2 protein-coding genes are annotated in these 24,476 nt (G+C 65.2%); both read left to right on the top strand.

The features are described from left to right. Window positions 1-378: 378 nt before the first annotated feature. Window positions 379-13,290 carry a non-ribosomal peptide synthetase gene (locus BFW87_RS23030; protein WP_078742011.1) on the top strand — a complete coding sequence of 4,304 codons (12,912 nt, stop codon included), beginning with the start codon at window positions 379-381 and terminating at the stop codon, window positions 13,288-13,290. Then, the coding region (locus tag BFW87_RS23035) for a non-ribosomal peptide synthetase (protein WP_078742012.1) at window positions 13,287-24,476 on the top strand (11,190 nt) is incomplete at its 3' end. The genes BFW87_RS23030 and BFW87_RS23035, both read left to right, overlap by 4 nt.

Here is a 24,476-nt window from a genome sequence, read left to right on the forward strand (position 1 = left end):
GGGGCGGCGGCCCCCCAAATCAATGTCGGATTACGGGCACACCGAGCCTAGGCGAGGTGCCGAGTGTTGGGGCAAGAGCCCTTTGGTTACTTTGGGGCTCTTTTCCAAAGTGACCCGCCGTAAGGGCGGAACCATAAGCAGCCATCACCCAAATACCGGATATACACACAAAAAACTGAACAAAGCCCACCCCAGCGTGTCCCCGCTTCCCATGTCACCCCCCTCCCAAAAAATCCCTTAATTTCCCCTCCTGCCGGAAGCCCCTCCAGGCCCCCGGCTGCGCCCGCATTTTTCACCGGGCACCCAGCAAACCCCGATCCAAGCGGCAGCTGAAAACGGATTTTCTCCTCAACCGTGACTTACCAGGCAGGTTACCCCATGCAGTTCAGCGAATTATTGGCAGCGATTTCCACCCATGCGATCCGTCTGCAACTGGAAGAAGGCGACCTGATCATCCTCGGCGATGACGAGGCACTGGATGACGCGCTGTGGGATCAACTGATCGCCCACAAACCGCGGCTGTTGGAGCTGGTCGCCGAACACGGTGGAGACTGGCTGAGCCCCGCGTATCGCATCACCCCGGACATGCTCCCCCTGGTCAACCTCGACCAGCCCGCCATCGACCGCGTCGTCGCCGCCATCCCCGGCGGCGCGGCGAATGTGCAAGACATCTACCCGTTGGCACCGCTGCAGGAAGGCATGCTCTACCACCACCTTTCAGCCGAGCAGGGCGACCCCTATTTGCTGCACGCGCAGTTTGTGTTCGACAGCCGCGCACGCCTTGAGTCATTTGCCCAAGCGCTGCAATGGGTCATCGACCGCCACGACATCCTGCGCACGTCCATGGCCTGGGAGCGCCTCGACGAGCCGCTGCAAGTGGTGTGGCGCAAGGCAACCCTGGCCTGCGAAGAAGCGCAGTTCGATGGCGCCGACGTACTCGCTCAACTGCTCGCCCGCTACGACGCACGCGCCTACCGCATGGACCTCTGCCAGGCGCCGCTGCTGCGCCTGGTGTTCGCCAACGATCCGGCCCAGGGGCGGGTGGTGGCAATGCTGCTGTTTCACCACACCATCCTCGACCACACCGCCCTCGATGTGGTGCGCCATGAAATCCAGCTGTACCTGGCCGGCCAGCAGGCCGAGGCCGGGGAGCCGATCGCGTTTCGCAGTTATATCGCCCAGGTACGCCACGGCGTCAGCGAGCAGGCTCATGAAACCTTCTTTCGCGAGATGCTCGCGGACATCGACGAGCCGACTTTGCCGTTCGGCCTGCAGGACGTGCAGGGCGATGGCCAGGGCATTGATGAAGTACGCATGCCCGTCGAAAGCGCACTGAGTCGCCGCCTGCGAGGCCTGGCGCGGCCGCTGGGTGTGAGCGTGGCGAGCATGATGCATGTGGGCCTGGCCCGTGTGTTGGGCGTGGTGTCCGGCCGTGAGTCCGTGGTGTTTGGCACGGTGATGCTCGGCCGCATGGGCGCGGGCGAGGGCGGTGAGCGCGCCTTGGGCATGTTCATCAACACCTTGCCGCTGCGGGTGGATGTGGGTGAGCAGGGCGTGCGCGCCGGGATCAAGGCCACCCATGAACGCCTGACGACGTTGCTCAACCACGAACACGCCTCGCTGGCGCTGGCCCAGCGTTGCAGTGGCGTGGCCGCGCCGACGCCGCTGTTCAGCGCGATGCTCAACTACCGCCACAGCGCCGCGGCCGACATGGCCACGGTGATCGACGTCGCCGAAGGCATCCAGGTGCTGGGCGCCGAGGAGCGCACCAACTACCCGCTGACGGTCAACGTCGATGACCTCGGTGAAGACTTCGCGCTGACCGTGATGGTCGACGCCTCCATCGGCGCGCGCCGGGTCGCCGGCTACCTGCACACGGCGCTGGAAAGCCTGGCGGATGCGCTGGAGCAGCGACCGGATACGCCGCTCAGCGGCCTGAATATCCTGCCCGACGCCGAACGCCATCACCTGTTGCACAGCCTCAACCAAAACCCCACGCATTACGCCGATACCGCGCTGATCCACCAGCAAGTCGAAACCCACGCCGCTGCCCACCCTGATGCCGTCGCTCTGCGTTTCGACAACAAGCGCGTGACCTACCGCCAACTCAACGAACGCGCCAACCAGGTCGCTCACCGTCTGCTGGCGCAGGGCGTGCGCCCCGATGACCGCGTGGCGATCTGCGTCGAGCGTGGCCCGGACATGATCATCGGCCTGCTGGGTATCCTCAAGGCCGGTGCGGGTTATGTGCCGATTGACCCGGCCTACCCGCTGGAGCGCATCGCTTACACCCTGACTGACAGCGAACCGTTGGCGGTGCTGGTGCAAGCCAACACGCGCCACTTGGTCGGTGACTTGCCGCCAATCGACCTCAACAGCCTGCGCGATGAATCCATCGTCAACCCGCGGCTGCACCTGAGCCCGGCGAACCTGGCCTACGTGATCTACACCTCCGGCTCCACCGGCCTGCCCAAAGGCGTGATGATCGAGCACCGGCAAGTCGCACGGCTATTCACCGCGACCGAGCACTGGTTCGGCTTCAACAGCAACGACGTGTGGGCACTGTTCCACTCCTTCGCCTTCGACTTTTCGGTATGGGAAATCTGGGGCGCGCTGATGCACGGCGGCCAGTTGCTGATCGTGCCGCAGCCGGTCAGCCGCTCGCCCGAAGAGTGCTACACGCTGCTGTGCGAAGCCGGTGTGAGCATCCTCAACCAAACGCCCAGCGCCTTTCGTCAACTGATCGCTGCGCAGGCCCAAAGCCCACAGGCGCATTCTCTGCGCCAGGTTATTTTCGGCGGCGAGGCGCTGGAACCGGGCATGCTCAAGCCGTGGTACGCCCGCGCGATCAACGCCGGCACGCAGCTGGTGAACATGTACGGCATCACCGAAACCACGGTGCACGTGACCTACCGCGCGCTGGAAGCGGCGGATGCGCAGTTGGTGGGTGTCAGCCCGATTGGTGTGCGCATTCCCGACCTGCAACTCTACGTATTGGATGAACGCCGCGAGCCGCTGCCCTTTGGCGTGGTCGGCGAGTTGTACGTGGGCGGCGCCGGTGTGGCGCGCGGTTACCTGAACCGTGACGAACTCAACGCCGAGCGCTTCCTGGCCGACCCGGCCACCGGTTTGCGCATGTACAAGACCGGTGACCTTGGCCGCCTGCTGGCCGACGGCAGCGTCGAGTACCTGGGCCGCAACGACGACCAGGTGAAAATCCGCGGTTTCCGAATCGAACTGGGCGAAATCGAAGCGCGCCTGGCCACCGCCGACGGCGTGCGTGACGCGGTGGTGATCGCCCGTGAAGACCAGCCGGGCGACAAACGCCTGGTGGCCTACGTGATTGCCGAGCGCGAACTCGGCGCCGCCCAATTGCGCGATCACCTGCTGCTGAGCCTGGCCGACTACATGGTGCCCAGCGCCTTTGTCAGGCTGGATAAACTCCCGCTGACCACCAACGGCAAACTCGATCGCAAGGCCTTGCCCGCGCCGGATGCCGATGCCCTGGTGCGGCGCGGTTACGAGGCCCCGCAAGGTGCGGTGGAAACCGCCATTGCCGAGATCTGGCAAGACCTGCTCAAGCTTGACCGGGTAGGCCGCGACGACAACTTCTTCGAACTGGGCGGGCATTCCCTGTTGGCGGTGAAGCTGATCGAACGCATGCGCCAGGCGGACCTCAGCGCCGACGTGCGCGTGCTGTTCGGCCAACCCACCCTGACCGCACTGGCTGCCGCCGTAGGCGGGAAGCAAGAAGTGCAGGTTCCGCAAAACCTCATCCAGCCCACCAGCCACACCATCACGCCAGACATGTTGCCGCTGATCGATCTGGATCAGGCGGCGATCGACCAAATCCTGCAAGCCGTGCCCGGTGGCATCGCCAACGTGCAAGACATCTACGGCCTGGCGCCCTTGCAGGCGGGCATTCTTTATCACCACCTGGCAACGGCCGAGGGCGACCCCTACGTATTGCAGGTGCAGTTCAGCTTCGCCGACCAAACGGCGGTGGACGCCTTTGTCCATGCGCTGCACAGCGTGATCGAACGCAACGACATCCTGCGCACCGCGATTCTCTGGGAAGGCCTCGACGAGCCGGTGCAAGTGGTCCTGCGCCAGGCGCCGCTGGCGGTTGAACGTATCGAAACCACGGGCGCCGATGCTCTGGCGCAGCTGCAGCAGCGCTTCGACCCACGCCACTATCGCCTCGACCTGTCGCGTGCTTCGCTGATGCGGTTGGCCTACGCCGAGGAGCAGGGCCGCTTTGTCGGCATTCTGTTGTTGCACCACATCCTGCTCGACCACACCGCGCTGCACGTGCTGGTGGAAGAAATGGGCGCCAGCCTGTCCGGCCACAGCGCGCAATTGCCTCAGGCGGTGCAGTACCGCAACTACGTGGCTCAGGCGCGCCTTGGAGTGACCCAGGCACAACACGAAGCTTTTTTCAGCGAGATGCTCGGCGATATCGACGAGCCGACCCTGGCCTTCGGCTTGCAGGATGTGAATGGCGACGGCAGCGGCATCGTCGAAGCGCATTTGCCGCTGGAACCGGGACTCAGCCACGGCCTGCGCGAACAGGCACGGCAACTGGGCGTGAGCACTGCGAGTTTGGTGCACCTGGCGTGGGCGCAGGTGTTGGGGCAGGTTTCCGGTCAGCAAGACGTGGTGTTCGGCACCGTCCTGCTTGGCCGCATGCAAGGCGGCGAGGGCGCCGACCGTGCGCTGGGGATGTTTATCAACACCTTGCCGCTGCGGGTCAGCCTCGGCGCTACGGGTGTGCAGGCCGGGGTGCGCGCCACCCATGCGCGCCTCGCGCAATTGCTCGGGCACGAACATGCCTCGCTGTCGCTGGCCCAGCGTTGCAGCGGGGTGCCGGGTTCGCTGCCGCTGTTCAGCACGCTGCTCAACTATCGCCACAGCGCGCCGGGCGAAGCGCCGGGAGACCGCCCGTTCGCGGCTTCCGGCATCGAGATTCTCAGCTCCGAAGAGCGCAGCAACTACCCGCTGGTGCTCAACGTTGATGACCTCGGCACAGGTTTTTCCCTCACGGTACAAGGCCTGGCCGAATTGAATGTGCAGCGCGTGGGCGACTACATGCTCACCGCGCTGCGCCATCTGGTGACCGCGCTGCAACAAGCGCCGACCACGCCGTTGCACGCCGTGTCGATCCTGCCGCCCGCTGAGCGTCACCAAGTGCTGGTGGCATTCAACAGCACCGCCCGTGACTACCCGACGCAACTCGGCGTGCACCAATTATTCGAAGCCCAGGCGCTGGCCCGCCCTGAAGCCGTGGCAGCGGTGCACGGCCAGCTGTCGCTGAGTTACCGCGACCTCAATCGCCGCGCCAACCGCCTGGCCCATCATCTGATTGGCCAGGGCGTACAACCTGGCGAAAGCGTAGCGATTGCGTTGCCGCGCTCGCTGGATTTGCTGGTGTGCCAACTGGCGGTCCTCAAGTGCGCAGCTGTTTACGTGCCGCTGGACGTCAACGCGCCGGTAGAACGCCAAGCCTTCATGGTGCAGGACAGTGGCGCGCATCGCGTGCTGAGCACGCTGGCCGACCTGAACCTGGATGCGCTGTCACCGCGTAACCCGGACCTGGCGCAGTCTTCGGACGACGTCGCGTACATCATGTACACCTCCGGCTCCACCGGTGCTCCGAAAGGCGTGCAAGTGCCGCACCGCGCGATCTCGCGGCTGGTGCTGAACAACGGTTATGCCGATTTCAACGAACGCGACCGCGTGGCCTTCGCCTCCAACCCGGCGTTTGACGCCAGCACCCTCGACGTGTGGGCGCCCTTGCTCAATGGCGGTTGTGTGGTGGTGATCGAGCACGCAGTGCTGCTGTCCCAGGCCGCGTTTGCCGCGCTGTTGCAAGAGCAGGCCGTCAGCGTGCTGTGGATGACCGCCGGGCTGTTCCACCAATACGCCGATGCGCTGCTGCCGGTGTTCCGCCAGTTGCGTTACCTGATCGTCGGTGGCGATGTCCTCGACCCACTGGTGATCGGCCGCGTGCTCCAGCACGGCAAACCCCGGCACCTGTTGAACGGCTACGGGCCGACCGAAGCCACCACGTTCTCGACCACCTTTGAAATCACCACGGCGGGCGACGGCGCTATTCCGATTGGCCAGCCCATCGGCAATGCCCAGGCCTATGTGCTCGACGCGCGCCAGCAACCGGTACCGTTGGGCGCGGTCGGCGAGCTGTACATCGGCGGCGCAGGCGTCGCCAAAGGCTATTTGAACCAGCCGCAATTGACCGCTGAAAAATTCATCCCCAACCCGTTCGGCGATGGCTTGCTCTACCGCAGCGGCGACCTGGCCAGCTGGCAAGCCGACGGCACGCTGCTGTATCAGGGCCGCAATGACCTGCAGGTGAAGATTCGCGGTTTCCGGATCGAGCCCGGCGAAATCGAAACCTGCCTGGCCGCGTTCACCGGCGTGAAAGACGCCGTGGTACTGGCCCGCGAAGACGAGCCCGGCGACAAGCGTCTGGTGGCTTATTACACCGCCGATGCGCCGCTGGACATCGAAGCCCTGCGCGCCCATCTGCAAGGCCAGTTGCCGGATTACATGGTGCCGTCGGCGTATGTGTGGCTGGAACTGATGCCGCTCACCGCCAACGGCAAACTCGACCGCAAGGGCTTGCCGGTGCCGGACCAGAGCGCGCTGCTCAGCCGTGGCTACGAGGCGCCGGAAGGCGATGTGGAAACCCTGCTGGCGCAGATCTGGCAAGACGTGCTCAAGCTTGAACGCGTCGGCCGTCACGATCATTTCTTTGAACTGGGCGGGCATTCGCTGTTGGCGGTCAGCCTGATCGAGCGCATGCGCCAGGTCGGTCTGAGTGCCGATGTGCGTGTGCTGTTCAGCCAGCCAAGCCTGGCGGCGCTGGCCGCGGCGGTGGGCAGTGGCCGCGAAATTGTGGTACCGGCCAATGGTATTCCTTCAGGGTGCACGCGGATCACGCCGTCGATGCTGACCCTGGTGCAACTCGACCAGACGGCCATCGAGCGCATTGTCGCCACGGTGCCTGGCGGCGCGGCGAATGTGCAGGATATTTACCCGCTGGCGCCGTTGCAGGAAGGCATTCTCTACCACCATATCAGCGCGGAGCAGGGCGACCCGTATCTGCTGCAATCGCGCATGGCGTTCGACAGCCTCGAACGCTTGCACGGGTTCATGGGCGCGTTGCAACAGGTGGTCGCGCGCCACGACATGCTGCGCACCGGCGTGGTCTGGGAAGGCCTGGACAGCCCGGTGCAAGTGGTCTGGCGCGAGGCACAGCTGGTGGTGCAGGAAGTCGCGCTGGACGCGGCAGACGGCGGCATCATCGAGCAGTTGCACGCGCGTTTTGATGCCCGTCACTACCGCCTGGACCTCACCCGTGCGCCGCTGCTGCGCATGGTGTACGCGCAGGACCCCGCGAATAATCGCGTCGCGGCGATCCTGCTGTTCCACCACCTGGCGCTGGACCATACCGCCATGGAAGTGGTCGGCCAGGAGATGCGCGCCGTCCTGTTCAACAACGCCGATGCGCTGCCCGAAGCCGCACCGTTTCGCAATTACGTGGCCCAGGCGCGCCTGGGCGTCAGTGTGACGGAGCATGAGCAGTTCTTCCGCGAGATGCTGGCAGAGGTGGATGAGCCGACCTTGCCGTTTGGTCTTCAGGATGTGCAGGGCGATGGCCGGGACATCGAAGAGGCCGAGCTGCCACTCGACGCAGCATTGGCCTTGCGAGTGCGCGAACAGGCGCGGTGGCTGGGCGTCAGTGCGGCGAGCCTGATGCATCTGGCGTGGGCGCAGGTGTTGGGGCTGGTCTCGGGCCGTGACGATGTGGTGTTCGGCACCGTATTGATGGGCCGCATGCAGGCGGGCGACGGTGCCGACCGCGCGTTGGGCATGTTCATCAACACCCTGCCGCTGCGCGTGAACGTGGCGGCGAGCGCCGGTGTGGCGGTCAAGGCGACCCATGCGCGGTTGAGCGCTCTGCTTGGCCATGAACACGCGTCCCTGGCCCTGGCTCAGCGTTGCAGCGGGGTCGCGGCCTCGGTGCCGCTGTTCAGTGCCTTGCTCAACTACCGTCACAGCACGCCCGGCGAAATGGCGCGCGATGGTCACGGCATTTGGGAAGGCGTGCAACTGCTGGGGGGTGAAGAGCGCAGCAACTACCCGCTGACCCTCAGCGTCGATGACCTGGGCACGGATTTCAGCCTGACCGTACTGGCGCTGCCGCAGATCGGCGCCCAGCGCATTGGCGCGTACATGCACAGCGCCGTCGAACAGCTGGTCAGCGCCCTGGAAAGCGCGGCGAAAACCGCGCTGAACACACTGCACATCGTGCCGGCTGCAGAGCGCCAGATCCTGCTGCGCGACTTCAATGCGACGGCCGCCGATTTTCCTGTCGGCCAGACAGTGCACGGTGCCTTCGAAGTCCAGGCCGAACGTCAGCCTCACGCCATTGCCGTCACACAAGACGGCGAGTCACTGACCTATCAGCAACTCAATCAGCGCGCCAATCAGGTGGCCCATCATCTGCTGGCACTCGGCGTGCAACCGGACGACCGCGTTGCGTTGTGCTGCCGTCGCGGCCCGCAAATGCTGGTGGGGTTGCTGGGTATTCTCAAGGCCGGCGCCGGTTACGTGCCGATCGACCCGGCGTATCCCGCCGAGCGCATTGCCTACCTGTTGCAGGACAGCGCGCCGGTGGCCGTGTTGAGCGAAGCGAGCACCCGCGACCTGTTGGGCAGTGTCGCCAGCATCGATCTGTTCGAGCCGGGCTTGCAGCGCCAGCCCGTCAGCAACCCGCATCTGGCCAACCTGACCCCGGCGCACCTGGCTTACGTGATCTACACCTCCGGCTCCACCGGCCAGCCCAAGGGCGTGATGGTGGAACACCGTACCGTTGAAAACCTGGTGCACTGGCACTGCGAAGCCTTCGGCCTGGATGCGCGCAGCCACACCAGCAGCGTCGCGGGCTTTGGTTTCGACGCCATGGCCTGGGAGGTCTGGCCCGCGCTGTGCATCGGCGCCACCCTGCATTTGCCGCCTGCCGCGCTGGGCAATGAAAACATCGATGAGCTGCTCGCCTGGTGGCTGGCGCAGCCACTGGACGTGAGTTTCCTGCCGACGCCGGTGGCCGAGTACGCGTTCAGCCAGAACCTGACGCACCCGAGCTTGCGCATCCTGCTGATCGGTGGTGATCGCCTGCGCCAGTTCACTCAGGAACGGCGCTTTGCCGTGATCAATAACTACGGCCCCACCGAAGCTACGGTGGTCGCCACCTCCGGCCGCGTGCGTGCCGGGCAGGCCTTGCACATTGGTCGGCCGGTGGCGAATGCCAGCGTTTACCTGCTCGATGAACAACTGCGCCCGGTGCCGGTCGGCGTCGCGGGTGAGCTTTATGTGGGCGGCAGCGGCGTCGCACGGGGGTATCTGAACCGCCCCGAGATGACCGCCGAACGCTTCCTGCAAGACCCGTTCAACCCGGGGCGCATGTACCGCACCGGCGACCTGGCGCGCTGGTTGCCCGACGGCAACATCGAGTACCTGGGCCGCAATGATGACCAGGTCAAGGTGCGCGGTGTGCGCGTTGAGCTCGGCGAGATCGAAAGCCGCCTGGCCGCGCTCGAGGGTGTCGCTGAAGCCGTGGTGCTGGTGCGCGACGGTCGTCTGGTCGCCTGGTTCACCGAACGCAACCCGCTGGCGATTGAAACCCTGCGTGCCCAATTGCAGGAGCAGCTACCCGCCGCGCTGGTGCCGGCCGCTTATGTCAGGCTCGACGCATTGCCCCTGACCGCCAACGGCAAACTGGACCGCAAGGCCCTGCCTGAACCGGATCAAGCCGCATTGCTCAGCCGCGATTACGAGGCACCGAAAGGTGAAGTCGAAACCACGCTGGCGAGCATCTGGGCCGACGTGTTGCAGGTGCAGCAGGTCGGTCGGCATGACCACTTCTTTGAGCTGGGCGGGCATTCGTTGCTGGCCGTCAGCCTGATCGAGCGCATGCGCCAGGTCGGCCTCAGCGCCGATGTGCGCGTATTGTTCAGCCAGCCAACCCTGGCCGCGCTGGCGGCGGCCGTGGGCAGCGGTCGCGAAGTGCAGGTGCCGGCCAACCGCATCGCTGCCGACTGCCGGCGCATCACCCCGGACATGCTTTCGCTGGTGAACCTGGATCAATCCACCCTCGATCAGGTGGTCGCCTGTGTGCCCGGCGGCGCGGCCAACGTGCAGGATATCTACCCGCTGGCGCCGCTGCAGGAAGGCATTCTTTACCACTACATCACCGCTGAACAGGGCGACCCGTACCTGCTGCAAACGCACCTGGCGTTTGACAGCATCGAGCGTTTGAACGCCTTCGCCGGGGCGCTGCAACAGGTGATCAACCGCCACGACATCCTGCGCACCGGCGTGCTCTGGGAAGGCCTCGCGCAACCGCTGCAAGTGGTGCGGCGTCATGCTGAGCTAAGCGTTCAGGAGCTGCAGTTGCAAGGCGATGTACTCGCGGCGCTGCATGAGCGTTTTGACGCCCGGCGCTATCGCCTGGAGGTCAGCCAGGCGCCGCTGATCCGCCTGATGTACGCGAAAGACCCGGCCAACGCGCGCGTCGTGGTGGTGTTGCTCTACCACCATATCGTGCTCGACCACACCGCCTTTGACGTGGTGCTGCGCGAAATGCAGGGCCATCTGCTCGGCCACGCGGCACCCACCGCCGCGCCGATGCCGTACCGCAATTACGTGGCCCAGGCGCGCCTGGGTGTCAGTGAACAGGAGCATGAAGCGTTCTTTCGCAGCATGCTCGGTGATGTCGACGAGCCGACCTTGCCGTTCGGCCTGCAGGATGTGCGCGGCGACGGCAGTGCCATTGGCGAGCACACCGTGCACCTGGACGCGGACCTGAACCGCCGTCTGCGCGCCCAGGCCCGACTGCTGGGCGTGAGCACGGCGAGCCTGTTTCACCTCGCCTGGGGCCAGGTGCTGGCAGCGACGTCGGGTCGGCACAGCGTGGTGTTCGGCACCGTGTTGGTCGGTCGCCTGCAAGGCGGCGAGGGCGCCGACCGCGCGCTCGGGGTGTTTATCAACACCTTGCCGTTGCGCCTGGATATCGATGTACAAGGTGTGCGTGCCGCCGTGCGTGCCACCCATGCTCGGCTCACCGCGTTGCTCGGGCATGAACACGCGTCCCTTGCCCTGGCCCAGCGCTGCAGTGGCGTGGCGGCACCGGCGCCGCTGTTCAGTTCGATGCTCAACTATCGCCATCGCGGCGCAGCCACCCGTTCCGCCGACGCAGAGCAGGCGTGGGAAGGCATGCAGACGCTGGTCAATGACGGGCGCACCAATTACCCACTGACCTTGAACGTGGATGACCTGGGTGACGGTTATGACGTGACTGCGCTGGCACAAGTCGATGCGCAACGCGTGTGTGGCTACCTGCACAACGCGCTGGCCGGCTTGGTCGAGGCGCTGGAGCAGGCGCCGGATCAGGCACTCAATCGACTGGCGATTCTCGGCGCCGAAGAGCGGCAAAAACTGTTGGTTGAATTCAACGCCACCGAGGTGAATTACAACCTCGACCAGACCCTGCACGGGATGTTTGAAGCCCAGGTGGAACGCACGCCGCAGGCGGTGGCTGTCAAAGCTGAAGGTCAACAGCTGACCTATGGTGAGCTCAATGCGCGGGCCAACCGTCTCGCTCACCATTTGCGTGAGCTTGGCGTGCAGCCGGATGCGCGGGTGGGTATCTGCGTCGAGCGGGGCCTGGACATGGTGGTCGGCCTGTTCGCCATCCTCAAGGCCGGTGGCGGTTATGTGCCTCTGGACCCGGCGTACCCGCAGGAGCGTATTGCCTACATGCTGCACGACAGCGCACCGGTGGTAGTGCTGGCCCAAGGTGCCACCCGCGCATTGCTGGGCGAAGTGCCGGTGATCGACCTCGATCACAGCACCTGGCAGCACCAGCCCGTCACCAATCCGCAGGTTGCAGGCCTCACGGCGCATCATCAGGCCTATGTGATCTACACCTCCGGCTCCACCGGCCAGCCCAAGGGCGTGATCAACGAACATGCCGGCGTGGTCAACCGCCTGCTGTGGATGCAGGACGCCTACGGCCTCAAAGCCCATGACAGCGTGCTGCAGAAAACCCCGTTCAGCTTCGACGTGTCGGTATGGGAGTTCTTCTGGCCGCTGTTCACTGGCGCACGCCTGGTGATGGCGCGTCCGGGCGGCCACAAAGATCCGGCGTACCTTTGCGACATCATCGAAGCCGAACAGATCACCACATTGCACTTTGTGCCGTCGATGCTGGACGTGTTCCTCGCCCATGGCGATGTCAGCCAGGCAGCCGGGTTGGCGCGGGTGATGTGCAGCGGTGAGGCCCTGCCGGGCAGTCTGGTGCGGCGCTTCAAAACGCAATTGCCGGACATCGGCCTGTACAACCTGTACGGCCCGACCGAAGCGGCAGTGGACGTGACCGCATGGAATTGCGCCCGCCCTGACGTGCCGGACAACACGCCGATCGGCAAACCCATCGCCAATACGCGCCTGTACGTGCTCGACGCGCAGTTGCAGCCGGTGCCGCTGGGCGTGATCGGCGAGCTGTTTATCGGTGGCGTGCAAGTGGCGCGCGGTTACCTGAACCGCCCCGAGTTAACCGCCGAACGCTTCCTCAAGGACCCGTTCACCAACGGCCGGATGTACCGCACCGGTGACGTGGGGCGCTACTTGCCCGACGGCAATATCGAATACCTTGGCCGCAACGATGACCAGGTGAAAATCCGTGGCCTGCGTATCGAACTGGGCGAGATCCAGGCGCGCTTGCTGGAGCATCCTCAGGTCAAGGAGGCGGCGGTTGTCGCTCGCGAAGACCGGCTGATCGCCTACTACACCGGCGTGCACACCGAGATAGAAAGCCTGCGCGCCCAGCTGTTGCGGCACCTGCCGGACTTTATGGTGCCCGCGCTGTTCGTGCACCTCGATGCGCTGCCGTTGAGCCCCAACGGCAAGCTCGACCGCAAAGCGCTGCCGGCACCGGGCGCCGAAGCGCTGATCGTGCGTGAGTATGTGGCACCCGAAGGCGACACCGAAATCCTCCTCGCACAGCTGTGGGCCGAGTTGCTCAAGGTGGAGCGGGTAGGGCGCCATGACAATTTCTTTGAACTGGGCGGGCATTCGCTGCTCGCCGTGAGCTTGATCGGGCGCTTGCGCCAGGAAGGCATGGAAGCCGACGTGCGGGCGCTGTTCGAACAGCCGACCCTGGCCGGCTACGCCGCTATGACCGAACGAATGGAGATCGTCCTGTGAGCATCCTCGAACTGCTGGCGACGCTGAAAACCAAGGACGTGCAGCTCGCACTCAAGGGCGATCAGCTGTCGGTGCAAGGCAACAAACACGCCTTGAGCGACCCTGTGATTCTCGCGGCGTTGCGTGAGCACAAACCGGCGTTGATCGAACTGATCAAGGCCGGTGAGTATTCGGCGACCAAGCTGGGTGAAGTCGAGGTGCCGGCCAATGGCATCCCGGCCGGTGCCGAGCGCATCACGCCGGCCATGTTGACGCTGTCAGACCTGAGCCAGGACGAGATCGACCGCATCGTCGCCACCGTCGACGGCGGTGTGGCCAACATTCAGGATATTTACCCGCTGGCACCGTTGCAGGAAGGCATCCTGTTCCACCACGTCAGCGCCGGGCAGGGCGACCCGTACGTGATGCAGTCGCAGTTCGCCTTCGACAACCTGGAACGCTTCGAGGCGTTTGCCCAGGCGCTGCAAGCCGTGATGGACCGCCACGATATCCTGCGCACCGGCGTGGTCTGGGACGGTTTGCAGCAGCCCTCGCAAGTGGTATGGCGCAAGGCGCGCTTGCCGGTGCAAGCGCTGCAACTGGACCCGGCTGACGGCGAGATCGCTGCGCAACTGCATGCGCTGTTCGACGCCCGTCATTATCGACTGGACGTGACCCAGGCGCCGCTGCTGCGCCTGGTGCATGCCGAAGACCCGGCCCATCAACGCATCGTTGCCACGTTGCTGTTCCATCACATGGCCCTCGACCACAGCGCCCTGGAAGTGGTGTGCCATGAAATGCAGGCGTGCCTGCTGGGGCAGGGCGCGACACTGGGCCAGGCGGTGCCGTTTCGCAACTACGTGGCACACGCGCGGCTGGGCATCAGCGAGGAGGAACATGAACGCTTCTTCCGGCAGATGCTTGGCGATATAGGCGAGCCGACCCTGCCGTTTGGTTTGCAGGATGTGCAGGGCGATGCGCGCGGCATTGCCGAAGTCAGCCTGCCGCTGGCCGCACCCTTGGGCCAGCGTTTGCGCGCCCAGGCACGGCAACTGGGTGTGAGCGTCGCCAGCCTGTTCCATATGGGCTGGGCGCAGGTGCTGGGGGCCCTGGCCGGCAAGCGACAGGTGGTGTTCGGCACAGTATTGATGGGCCGCCTGCAAGGCAGTCACGACACAGACCGGGCGCTGGGCATCTTCATCAACACTCTGCCGTTTCGCGTGGACGTGGACGGCCAGGACGTGCGCGCCGGGGTCAAGGCCACTCACGCGCGACTGACCACCTTGCTGCGCCACGAACATGCCGCCCTGGCCCTGGCCCAGCGTTGCAGTGGTGTGGTCGCGCCGACGCCACTGTTCAGCGCCTTGCTCAATTATCGTCACAGTGCTCCGGCGGCCAGCGCCGAAGCGGTGTCGGCATGGGACGGGATCGCCGCCCTCAGCGCCGAAGAACGCACCAACTACCCGTTGACCTTGAGTGTGGATGACCTCGGTGAAGGGTTTGGCCTGAGCTTGCTGGCCAGCACGCAAGTGGACCCGCAGCGCGTCTGCGCCTACCTGCAAACCGCCCTGGAAAACCTCGTGACCGCGCTCGAGCAAGCACCGCTGACGGCGCTCGACCAGGTGTCGGTGTTGCCGGTGGCCGAACAGCAGGTGTTGCTGGAGCAGTTCAACGCAACCCGGGTGGACTTCCCCCAGGGCACCACATTGCACGGGCGCATCGAACACCAGGCGGCGCTCACCCCGACGGCCATCGCCGCCGTTTACCACGGCCGCCAACTGACCTACGCCGAGTTGAACGCACAGGCCAACCTGCTGGCTCATCATTTGCTCGCGCTGGGCGTCAAACCCGACGACCGCGTGGCCATCGTCGCGCGCCGCGGCCTGGATACCCTGGCCGGGTTGCTGGCGATCCTCAAGGCGGGTGCCTGCTACGTGCCGGTGGACCCGTCCCACCCGGCCGAGCGCTTGAATTACCTGCTGACCGACAGTGCCCCGGTGGCGGTGCTGACCCAGCAGACCTTGCAGGACCGCCTGCCGGCTCTGGACGTGCCGGTGATCAACCTCGACCGTTTCACCTGGCAGCACCATTCGGCGAGCAACCCCAAGGTGGCGGTCACGCCATCGAACCTTGCCTATGTGATCTACACCTCGGGTTCCACCGGCCTGCCCAAGGGCGTAATGGTGGAACACCACACCGTCGCCAACCTGGTGGACTGGCATTGCAACGCCTTCGACCTGCGCGCCGGGCGCCACACCGCCAGCGTGGCCGGGTTCGGCTTTGATGCGATGGCCTGGGAAGTCTGGCCGGCGCTGTGCGTCGGCGCGACCCTGCACCTGCCGCCCGCCCATGACGGCGCCGAAGACATCGACGCACTGCTCGCCTGGTGGTGCGCGCAGCCATTGGACGTGTGCTTTTTGCCGACGCCGGTGGCCGAATACGCCTTCAGCCAACAGATCGAACACCCGACGCTGCGCACCTTGCTGATCGGCGGCGATCGGCTGCGTCAGTTCGCGCGGGCCCAGCGGTTTGAGCTGATCAACAACTACGGGCCCACCGAAGCCACGGTGGTCGCCACCTCCGGCAAGGTCGAGGCGGGCCAGCCGTTGCACATCGGCAAACCGGTGGCGAATGCCACGGTGTATGTGCTCGATGAAAGCCGGCGGCCGGTGCCGCTGGGCGTGGCGGGTGAGTTGTACGTGGGCGGCAAGGGCGTGGCGCGTGGTTATTTGAACCGCCCGGAATTGACCGCCGAACGCTTTCTGCAAGACCCCTTCAACGACGGGCGCATGTACCGCACCGGCGACCTGGCGCGCTGGCTGCCGGACGGCAACCTCGAGTACCTGGGGCGCAACGATGACCAAGTGAAGATCCGGGGCATGCGGATCGAACTGGGCGAGATCGAGACCCAACTCAATGGGCTGCCGGGCATTCAGGAAGCCGTGGTGCTGGTTCGCGAAGAGCGGCTGGTGGCGTATTTCACTGAACATTCGCAGCTGGAGGCGTTGGCCGTCGGCGCGATTCGCGACCACCTGGTCGCCCACTTGCCCGACTACATGGTGCCGGTGGCCTATGTAAAACTCGACGCCTTGCCGCTGACCGCCAACGGCAAACTCGACCGCAAGGCCTTGCCCGCACCGGACATGAGCGCCGTATTCACCCGCGAGTACGCCGCGCCCCAGGGCGAGATCGAAAACGTATTGGCGCAGATCTGGGCCGATGTGCTGCAGGTTGAGCGCGTGGGCCGCCATGACCACTTCTTCGAACTGGGCGGGCATTCGCTGCTGGCGATGCGCATGGTGTCGCAGATCCGCCAGCGTCTGGGTGTGGAGCTGTCTCTTGGCGACTTGTTTGCCAACCCGGAACTGACAGCCGTTGCGCAGGTGCTGGCCCAGGCCGGGCGCAGCACGGTGCCGGACATTGTGCCGGCCAATCGCGATGAAGACATGCCGTTGTCCTTTGCCCAGCAGCGCCTGTGGTTTTTGGCCTTGATGGAAGGCGCCAACACCGCCTACAACATTCCGATCGGCCTGCGTTTGCGTGGGCAGTTGCATGTCGAGGCCTTGCGACGGGCTCTGGCGCGCATTGTCGCGCGGCATGAAACCCTGCGTAGCCGGTTTGCCCAACAGGGCGACGACGCCCAGGTGTTGATCGTGCCGGCCGAAGACGTGCTGCCCCTGCAAGTACAGGACCTGCGCCGCCACCCGCAACCCCAGCAGGCGCTGGACGCGTTGATCCACGGCGAAGGCTCGGCGCCGTTTGACCTGGAGCGTGGCCCGCTGCTGCGCGGGCGTCTGGTGGTGATGGCCGACGATCACCACGTGCTGCTGCTGACCCTGCACCATATCGTCTCCGATGGCTGGTCCATGGGTGTGCTCACCCGCGAACTGATGGCGCTGTACCAGGCGTTCAGCCACGGCTTGCCTGATCCGCTGCCGCCGTTGCCGATCCAGTACGGTGACTTCGCCGTGTGGCAGCGCCTGTGGCTGAGCGGTGAAGTGCTGCAGCGCCAGAGCCGCTTTTGGCAGCAGACGCTGGCCGGTGCGCCCGCGCTGCTGACCTTGCCCACCGACCGCCCGCGCCCGGCGCAGCAAGACTACGCCGGCAGCAGCGTCGACGTACGCCTGGATGAACGCCTGACTGCCGGGCTCAAGGCCTTGAGCCAACGCCACGGCACCACGCTGTACGTGACCTTGATGAGCGCCTGGGCTGCCTTGCTGGCGCGGCTTTCCGGGCAGCAGGATCTGGTGATCGGTTCGCCGGTGGCCAACCGTAACCGCAGTGAAGTGGAGGGGCTGATCGGCCTGTTCGTCAACACCCTGGCGGTGCGTATCGACACCTCGGGCGAGCTGAGTACCGAGGCCTTGCTGGCGCGGGTCAAGGCCCTGACGCTGGCGGCCCAGGCCCATCAGGACCTGCCGTTCGAGCAAGTGGTGGAAGTCACCCGGCCCGTGCGCAGCCTGGCCCACAGCCCGGTGTTCCAGACCCTGCTGACCTGGCAGGACAGCAGCGCGCCGACCCTGGCCCTGGGCGACCTGGCGCTGGAAGGCATCGTGGAGAACAGCCACTTCGCCAAGTTCGACCTGTCGCTGGATCTGGGCGAAGTGCAGGGCAGCATTATCGGTGCGCTGGAATATGCGGTGGCGCTGTTTGATGAGGCGACGGTGCAACGTTACGTCGGCTACTTCAACCGCGTGTTGCAGGCGATGGTCGACAACGACCAGGCCGTGCTGGAGCACGCGCCGCTGGTGGATGAGCGCGAGCGTCAGCATCTGCTGTTCAACTTCAACGCCACGCGGGTGGATTACAACCTCGACCAGACCTTGCACGGGATGTTCGAAGATCAAGTGCTGCGCACGCCGGACGCGATTGCGCTGAAAGCGGGCGAGGCGCAACTGACTTACGCCGAACTGAATGCGCGCGCCAATCAGCTCGCCCACCACCTGTTGGAACTTGGGGTGCAGCCGGGCTCCCGTGTGGCGATCTGCGTGGAACGCGGCCTGGACATGGTCATCGGTCTGTACGCGATCCTCAAGGCCGGCGCCGCCTATGTGCCGCTGGACCCGGCGTACCCGCTGGAGCGTATCGCCTACATGCTCGAAGACAGCGCGCCGCATGGGGTGCTGGCCCAAGGCGCCACCCGTGGTTTGCTCGGCGAGGTGCCACTGATCGATCTGGACCTTGCGACGTGGCAGCACCAGCCCGTCGAAAACCCGGATGTACAGGGCGTCAGTGCCTATGTGATCTACACCTCCGGCTCCACCGGGCAGCCCAAAGGCGTGATCAACGACCACGCCGGGGTGGTCAACCGCCTGCTGTGGATGCAGGACGAATACGGCCTCACGGCCAAAGACACGGTGTTGCAGAAAACCCCGTTCAGTTTCGACGTGTCGGTGTGGGAGTTCTTCTGGCCGCTGTTCACTGGCGCACGCTTGGTGATGGCGCGCCCGGGCGGCCACAAAGACCCGGCCTATCTGTGTGAAATCATCGAAGCTGAACAGGTCACCACGCTGCATTTTGTGCCGTCGATGCTTGATGTGTTCCTCGCCCATGGCGATGTGAGCCAGGCCGCCGGCCTGGTGCGTGTGATGTGCAGCGGCGAAGCCTTGCCGGGAAGCGTGGTGCGGCGCTTCAAGCAGCAGTTGCCGGGCAGCCAATTGCATAACCTGTATGGCCCGACCGAGGCTGCCGTAGACGTGACCGCGTGGAACTGCGCAGGCGCTGTGACGCCGGACAACACACCCATCGGCAAGCCCATCGCCAATACGCGCATGTACCTGCTGGACGCGCAGTTGCAGCCGGTGCCGCTGGGCGTGGTCGGCGAGCTGTTTATCGGCGGCGTGCAGGTGGCGCGGGGTTACCTGAACCGTCCCGAGCTGACCGCAGAACGCTTCCTCAACGACCCGTTCACGGACGGCCGGATGTACCGCACCGGTGACGTTGGGCGGTATTTGCCGGACGGCAATATCGAGTACCTGGGGCGCAATGACGACCAGGTGAAGATCCGCGGTTTGCGTATTGAACTGGGCGAGATTCAGGCGCGACTGACCGAGTATCCGCAAGTCAACGAAGCCGCAGTGATCGCCCGCGATAACCGGTTGCTGGCCTATTACACCGGTGCTTTTACCGCGATCGACACACTGCGCAGCCACCTGTTGCAGCACCTGCCGGACTTTATGGTCCCGGCGATTTTCGTTCACCTGGACGCATTGCCCCTGAGCCCCAACGGCAAGCTCGACCGCAAGGCGTTGCCTGCACCGGGCCTGGATTCGGTGGTGGTGCGCGAGTACGAAGCGCCCGAGGGCGATACGGAAATCAGCCTGGCCAGCCTGTGGGCCGAGCTACTGGGCGTGGAGCGCGTGGGCCGTCACGATAACTTCTTCGAATTGGGCGGTCATTCGTTGCTGGCCGTCAGCCTGATGGGGCGCATGCGTCGCCTCGGCTTGTCGGCGGACGTGAAAGTGCTGTTCGGCCAGCCAACCCTGGCGGGCCTGGCGGCGGCGCTCGGCGGGGGGCGTGAAGTGCCGGTGCCGGTGAATGGCATTGCGGCGGATTGCACGTACATCACACCAAGCATGTTGCCGTTGATCCAGCTGGATCAGCCGGCGATTGACTGTCTTGTCGCCTGTATCCCGGGCGGTGCTGCGAATGTGCAGGATATCTACCCGCTGGCGCCGTTGCAGGCGGGCATGCTGTATCAGCATCGCGCCGTGCAAGGGCCGGATGAGTACGTGCTGCAGGCGCAGTTTGCCTTCGACAGCCGGCAGCGTCTGGACGCCTTTGCCCACGCCTTGCAGGCAGTGATCCAGCGCCACGACATCCTGCGCTCATCCTTCCATTGGGATGGCCTCGAAGAACCGGTGCAAGTGGTGTGGCGGGCAGCCTCATTGAGCGTCGAAACCGGGCCGGTCCCGCAACGGCTGAACCTGGCCCAGGCGCCACTTATTCGCTTGGTCTACACCCGGGAACCGCAGCGCGTGGTCGCCACGTTGCTGTTCCACCATCTGGTGATGGACCACATCGCTTTGGAAATCCTGCAGCACGATTTGCAGGCTTACCTGTCGGGCGCCCAGGACACGCTGGGCGCGGCGGTGCCGTATCGCAACTATGTGGCCCAGACCCGGTTGGGTCTTGAGGACCATGAAGCGTTCTTCCGCGAGATGCTCGGTGAGATTGATGAGCCAACGCAGGTTGAGGGCCTTGGCGCGGCTGACACCGTGCAGCTGGCGCTGGACCCGCAATTGAGCCAGTGCCTGCGCACCCAGGCCCGCCAGTCGGGCGTGAGTGCCGCCAGCCTGATGCATTTGGCCTGGGCACAGGTGCTGGGCAAGGTCAGCGGCCGTGAGCAGGTGGTGTTCGGCACGGTGATGCTCGGCCGCCTGCAAGGCGGCGAGGGCGCCGAGCGGGCGATGGGGGTGTTTATCAACACCTTGCCGCTACGGGTTGATCTCGGTCACCACTCGGTGCGTGACGCGTTGCGCGCCACCCACGCCCGCCTGACCCAACTGCTTAGCCATGAGCACGCGCCGCTGGCGCTGGCTCAGCGCTGCAGTGCGGTCCCGGCGAACACGCCGTTGTTCAGCGTGCTGTTCAACTATCGCCACAGTGCGCCGCAGGCCGGTGACGTCAACGAGGCGTGGCAAGGGATTCACGTGCTCAAGGCCGAGGAACACACCAACTACGGGCTGTCGCTGAGCGTGGATGACCTGGGTGACGGGTTCAGCCTCAAGGCCATGGGGCAGGGGGCCCGGCGCGTGTGCGATTACCTGAACACTGCGCTGGAGCAGGTGGTGACTGCGCTGGAACACAACAGCGACAGCGCCATCAGCCATGTGTCGATTCTGCCGCCCGCCGAGCGTCAACAGCTGGCGGACTTCAACGCCACCACCCGGGTGTTCCCGCGCGAACACACGGTACAGCGGCTGTTTGAAGCCCAGGCTCAAGCGCGCCCGGATGCTGTGGCCGCGCTGCACGGCGAGCAGGTGCTGAGTTATGGCGAGCTGAACACCCGCGCCAATCGTCTGGCCCATCACCTGTTGGGCTTGGGTGTGAGCCCCGGCGACACCGTGGCGATCCTGTTGCCGCGCTGCCTCGACCTGCTGGTCAGCCAGCTTGCCGTGCTCAAATGTGCGGCGGCCTATGTCCCGCTGGACATCAACGCGCCGGCCGAACGCCAGGGCTTTATGGTGCAGGACAGCGGCGCGGTGTGGCTGTTGACCCGTAGCGATGCGGCCATCGACTACCCGGTGCGCCGCCTGGACCTGGACCGCCTGGCGCTTGACCCGCAACCGAGCCACAACCCGGGCCTGTCGCAGTCTTCGGACAGCGTGGCGTACATCATGTACACCTCCGGCTCCACGGGCACGCCGAAGGGCGTACTCGTGCCGCATCGCGGCATCACGCGGCTGGTGCTCAACAACGGTTATGCCGATTTCAACGCCAGCGACCGCGTGGCTTTTGCCTCCAACCCCGCGTTCGACGCCAGCACCATGGACGTGTGGGGCGCGCTGCTCAATGGCGGCCAAGTGCAGGTGATTGATCACGCCACCTTGCTCGATCCAGCCGCTTTCGGCGTGGCATTGAGGGGCGCGACAGTGCTGTTCGTCACCACCGCGCTGTTCAACCAGTACGTGCAGATGATTCCCGAGGCGCTGGCGGGTTTGCGCATCCTGCTCTGCGGGGGTGAACGCGCCGACCCGGCGGCCTTCCGCACCCTGTTGGCACGCGCCCCGGCTTTGCGCCTGGTGCATTGCTACGGGCCGACGGAAACCACCACCTACGCCACCACGTATGAAGTGCACGCGATTGCCGAAGGTGCCGACAGCGTGCCCATCGGGCGGCCAATCTCCAACACGCAGATCCACGTACTGGATGCGCAGTTGCAACTAGTGCCGTCAGGCGTGACCGGTGAAATCTGCATCGGCGGCGACGGCGTGGCCAAAGGGTATTTGAACCGGCCTGAGCTGACTGCCGAGAAATTTGTGGCAGACCCGTTCAACGAGGGCCACCTGATGTACCGCACCGGTGACCTCGGACGCTGGACGGAAGATGGCCTGCTGGAATGCATCGGGCGTAACGACGACCAGGTGAAGATTCGCGGCTTCCGCATCGAGCTGGGTGAAATCGAAGCACGCCTTGCGGCCTTTGCCGGTATCCAGGACGTGGTGGTACTGGCCCGTGAAGACGAACCGGGCGACAAGCGTTTGGTGGCCTATTTCACCTGGGCGGGCGAGCCCGCTGGCCTCGACAGCGTGAGGGCGCACCTGCAAGGCCAATTGCCGGACTACATGCTGCCGTCGGCCTATGTGCCGCTGGCGCAGTTGCCGTTGACGGCCAATGGCAAGGTCGATCGCAAGGCTTTGCCGGTACCGGCGCTGGAAGCCTTGCAGCGGCGTGATTTTGAAGCCCCGGCAGATGCTCTGGAGCAGACGCTGGCGCAGTTGTGGGCGCAGGTGTTGAAGCTTGAACAGGTGGGGCGCCATGACAGTTTCTTCGAGCTGGGCGGGCATTCGTTGCTGGCGATCCGGCTGGTCAACCTGATGGACGAGGCGGGGCTGCAGGTGTCGTTGGCCGAACTGTTCCAGCACGCCAGCGTCGCCTCGGTGGCCGCGATGGTGCGCCTGCGTACGGATACGCCTGTGCGTGACAGTTCGGTGATTACCGTGCGCAGCAGCGGCGCGCAGCCACCGTTGTTTCTGGTCCACGAATTCAGTGGCATGGACGTCTACTTTCCGGCGCTGGGCCAGCACCTGCCGGGTGACTATCCCATTTATGGCCTGCCCGGCACGGCGCTCGGCGAGGCGCACCTGAACACCATGGAGGGCCTGGCGGCGCGCCTGGTCGGTTTGATTCGCGGCATTCAGCCTCACGGGCCCTACCGCGTTGCGGGCTGGTCGTTTGGCGGTGTACTGGCTTATGAAGTCGCCCTGCAACTGCTGGGGCTGGATGAGCCGGTGGCGTTCCTGGGGTTGATCGACAGCTACGTGCCGCGCCTGACCGATCAGGGCAAGGCGCGCTGGAGCGGACCGGACGCGCTCAAGCGGCACCTGCTGTTGCAGTGCACGGCGTATTGGAAATCACAGGGAGGTGTGAATGAGCTTCAGAGCCTTGAGGAACTGGAGGCAGGCATTGGACAGCTGGACGTTGCGGGCCTGCTGCAACGCCTTCGCGATCAAGGTCTGCTATACGCGCAAATGGCAGAAGCTACGGACGCGGACCTCTTGAGCTTTATCGAGCGCGAAGTGGGGCACGGGCATGCGTTGGCGCATTACAGCCTGTTCCCGCTGCCGATTGCGGTGCAGTTGTTCAGCGCCTCGGAGCGCCCGACGGAGTTGTCGCGGTGCAGTGAATCGCTGGGTTGGGGCGACGCGCTGGCGCCGGGGCAATTGCGTCAGGTCGAGGTGCCGGGGGACCACCAGAGCATGATGCAGGCCCCGCATATTCAGGCCTTGGGCCGTGCGATGAACGAGGCGTTGGCCAGAGGCGTGCCGGTTGCCGAGGCGGCGCATCAAGCGTTGCTGCGCATTCAGAGCGGTCGGGCGGGGCATGCGCCGGTGTTCTGTGTGCCGGGAGCGGGCGACAGCGTCACCGGGTTTGTCGGCTTGGGCGAAGCGCTCGGGCAAGACTGGCCGTTGTTTGGCCTGCAGCCGCGTGGGCTGGACGGTGAGGCGGTGCCTCACAGCCAGGTGCAAGCGGCGGCCGCGTGTTATCTGGCGGCGCTTGTGCAGGAGTGCCCGCAGGGGCCGGTGCATTTGGTGGGGCACTCGTTTGGCGGCTGGGTCGCACTGGAGCTGGCGCTGCGGTTGCAGGCGGCCGGGCGGGAGGTGGCGTCGTTGACGGTGATTGACAGTGAGGCACCGGGGTTTGTGGGGCGGCCTTATACGACCACGGCGGCGTTGGTGCGGTTGGTTGAGGCGATGCAGTTGTCGGCCGGCAAGTCGTTGGGGATTGATCTGGCGGCGTTTGCCGGGTGGGATGAGGTGGCGCAGCGCCAGGCATTGCATGCCGGGATGGTGGGCGTGGGGCTGCTGCCGGGGCGGGCTTCGGTGGACGCGATGGACGGGCCGGCGCGCACGTATGCGGCGGCGTTGCGGACGGTTTATCGGCCGGGGCGGCGGTTTGAGGGGGTGGTGCGGTTGGTGTTGGCGCAGGATCCTGCGCTGGATGCGGCGGGGAATCAGCGGGAGCAGGGGTTGATGATGGAAGGG

Origin of the sequence: Pseudomonas fluorescens (assembly GCF_002022275.1) — a bacterium.
Taxonomy (GTDB): Bacteria; Pseudomonadota; Gammaproteobacteria; order Pseudomonadales; family Pseudomonadaceae; genus Aquipseudomonas; species Aquipseudomonas fluorescens_AJ.

Excerpts from the sequence above, each read along its gene's own strand:
- BFW87_RS23030 (WP_078742011.1), top strand. The coding sequence starts at position 379 with ATGCAGTTCAGCGAATTATTGGCAGCGATTTCCACCCATGCGATCCGT.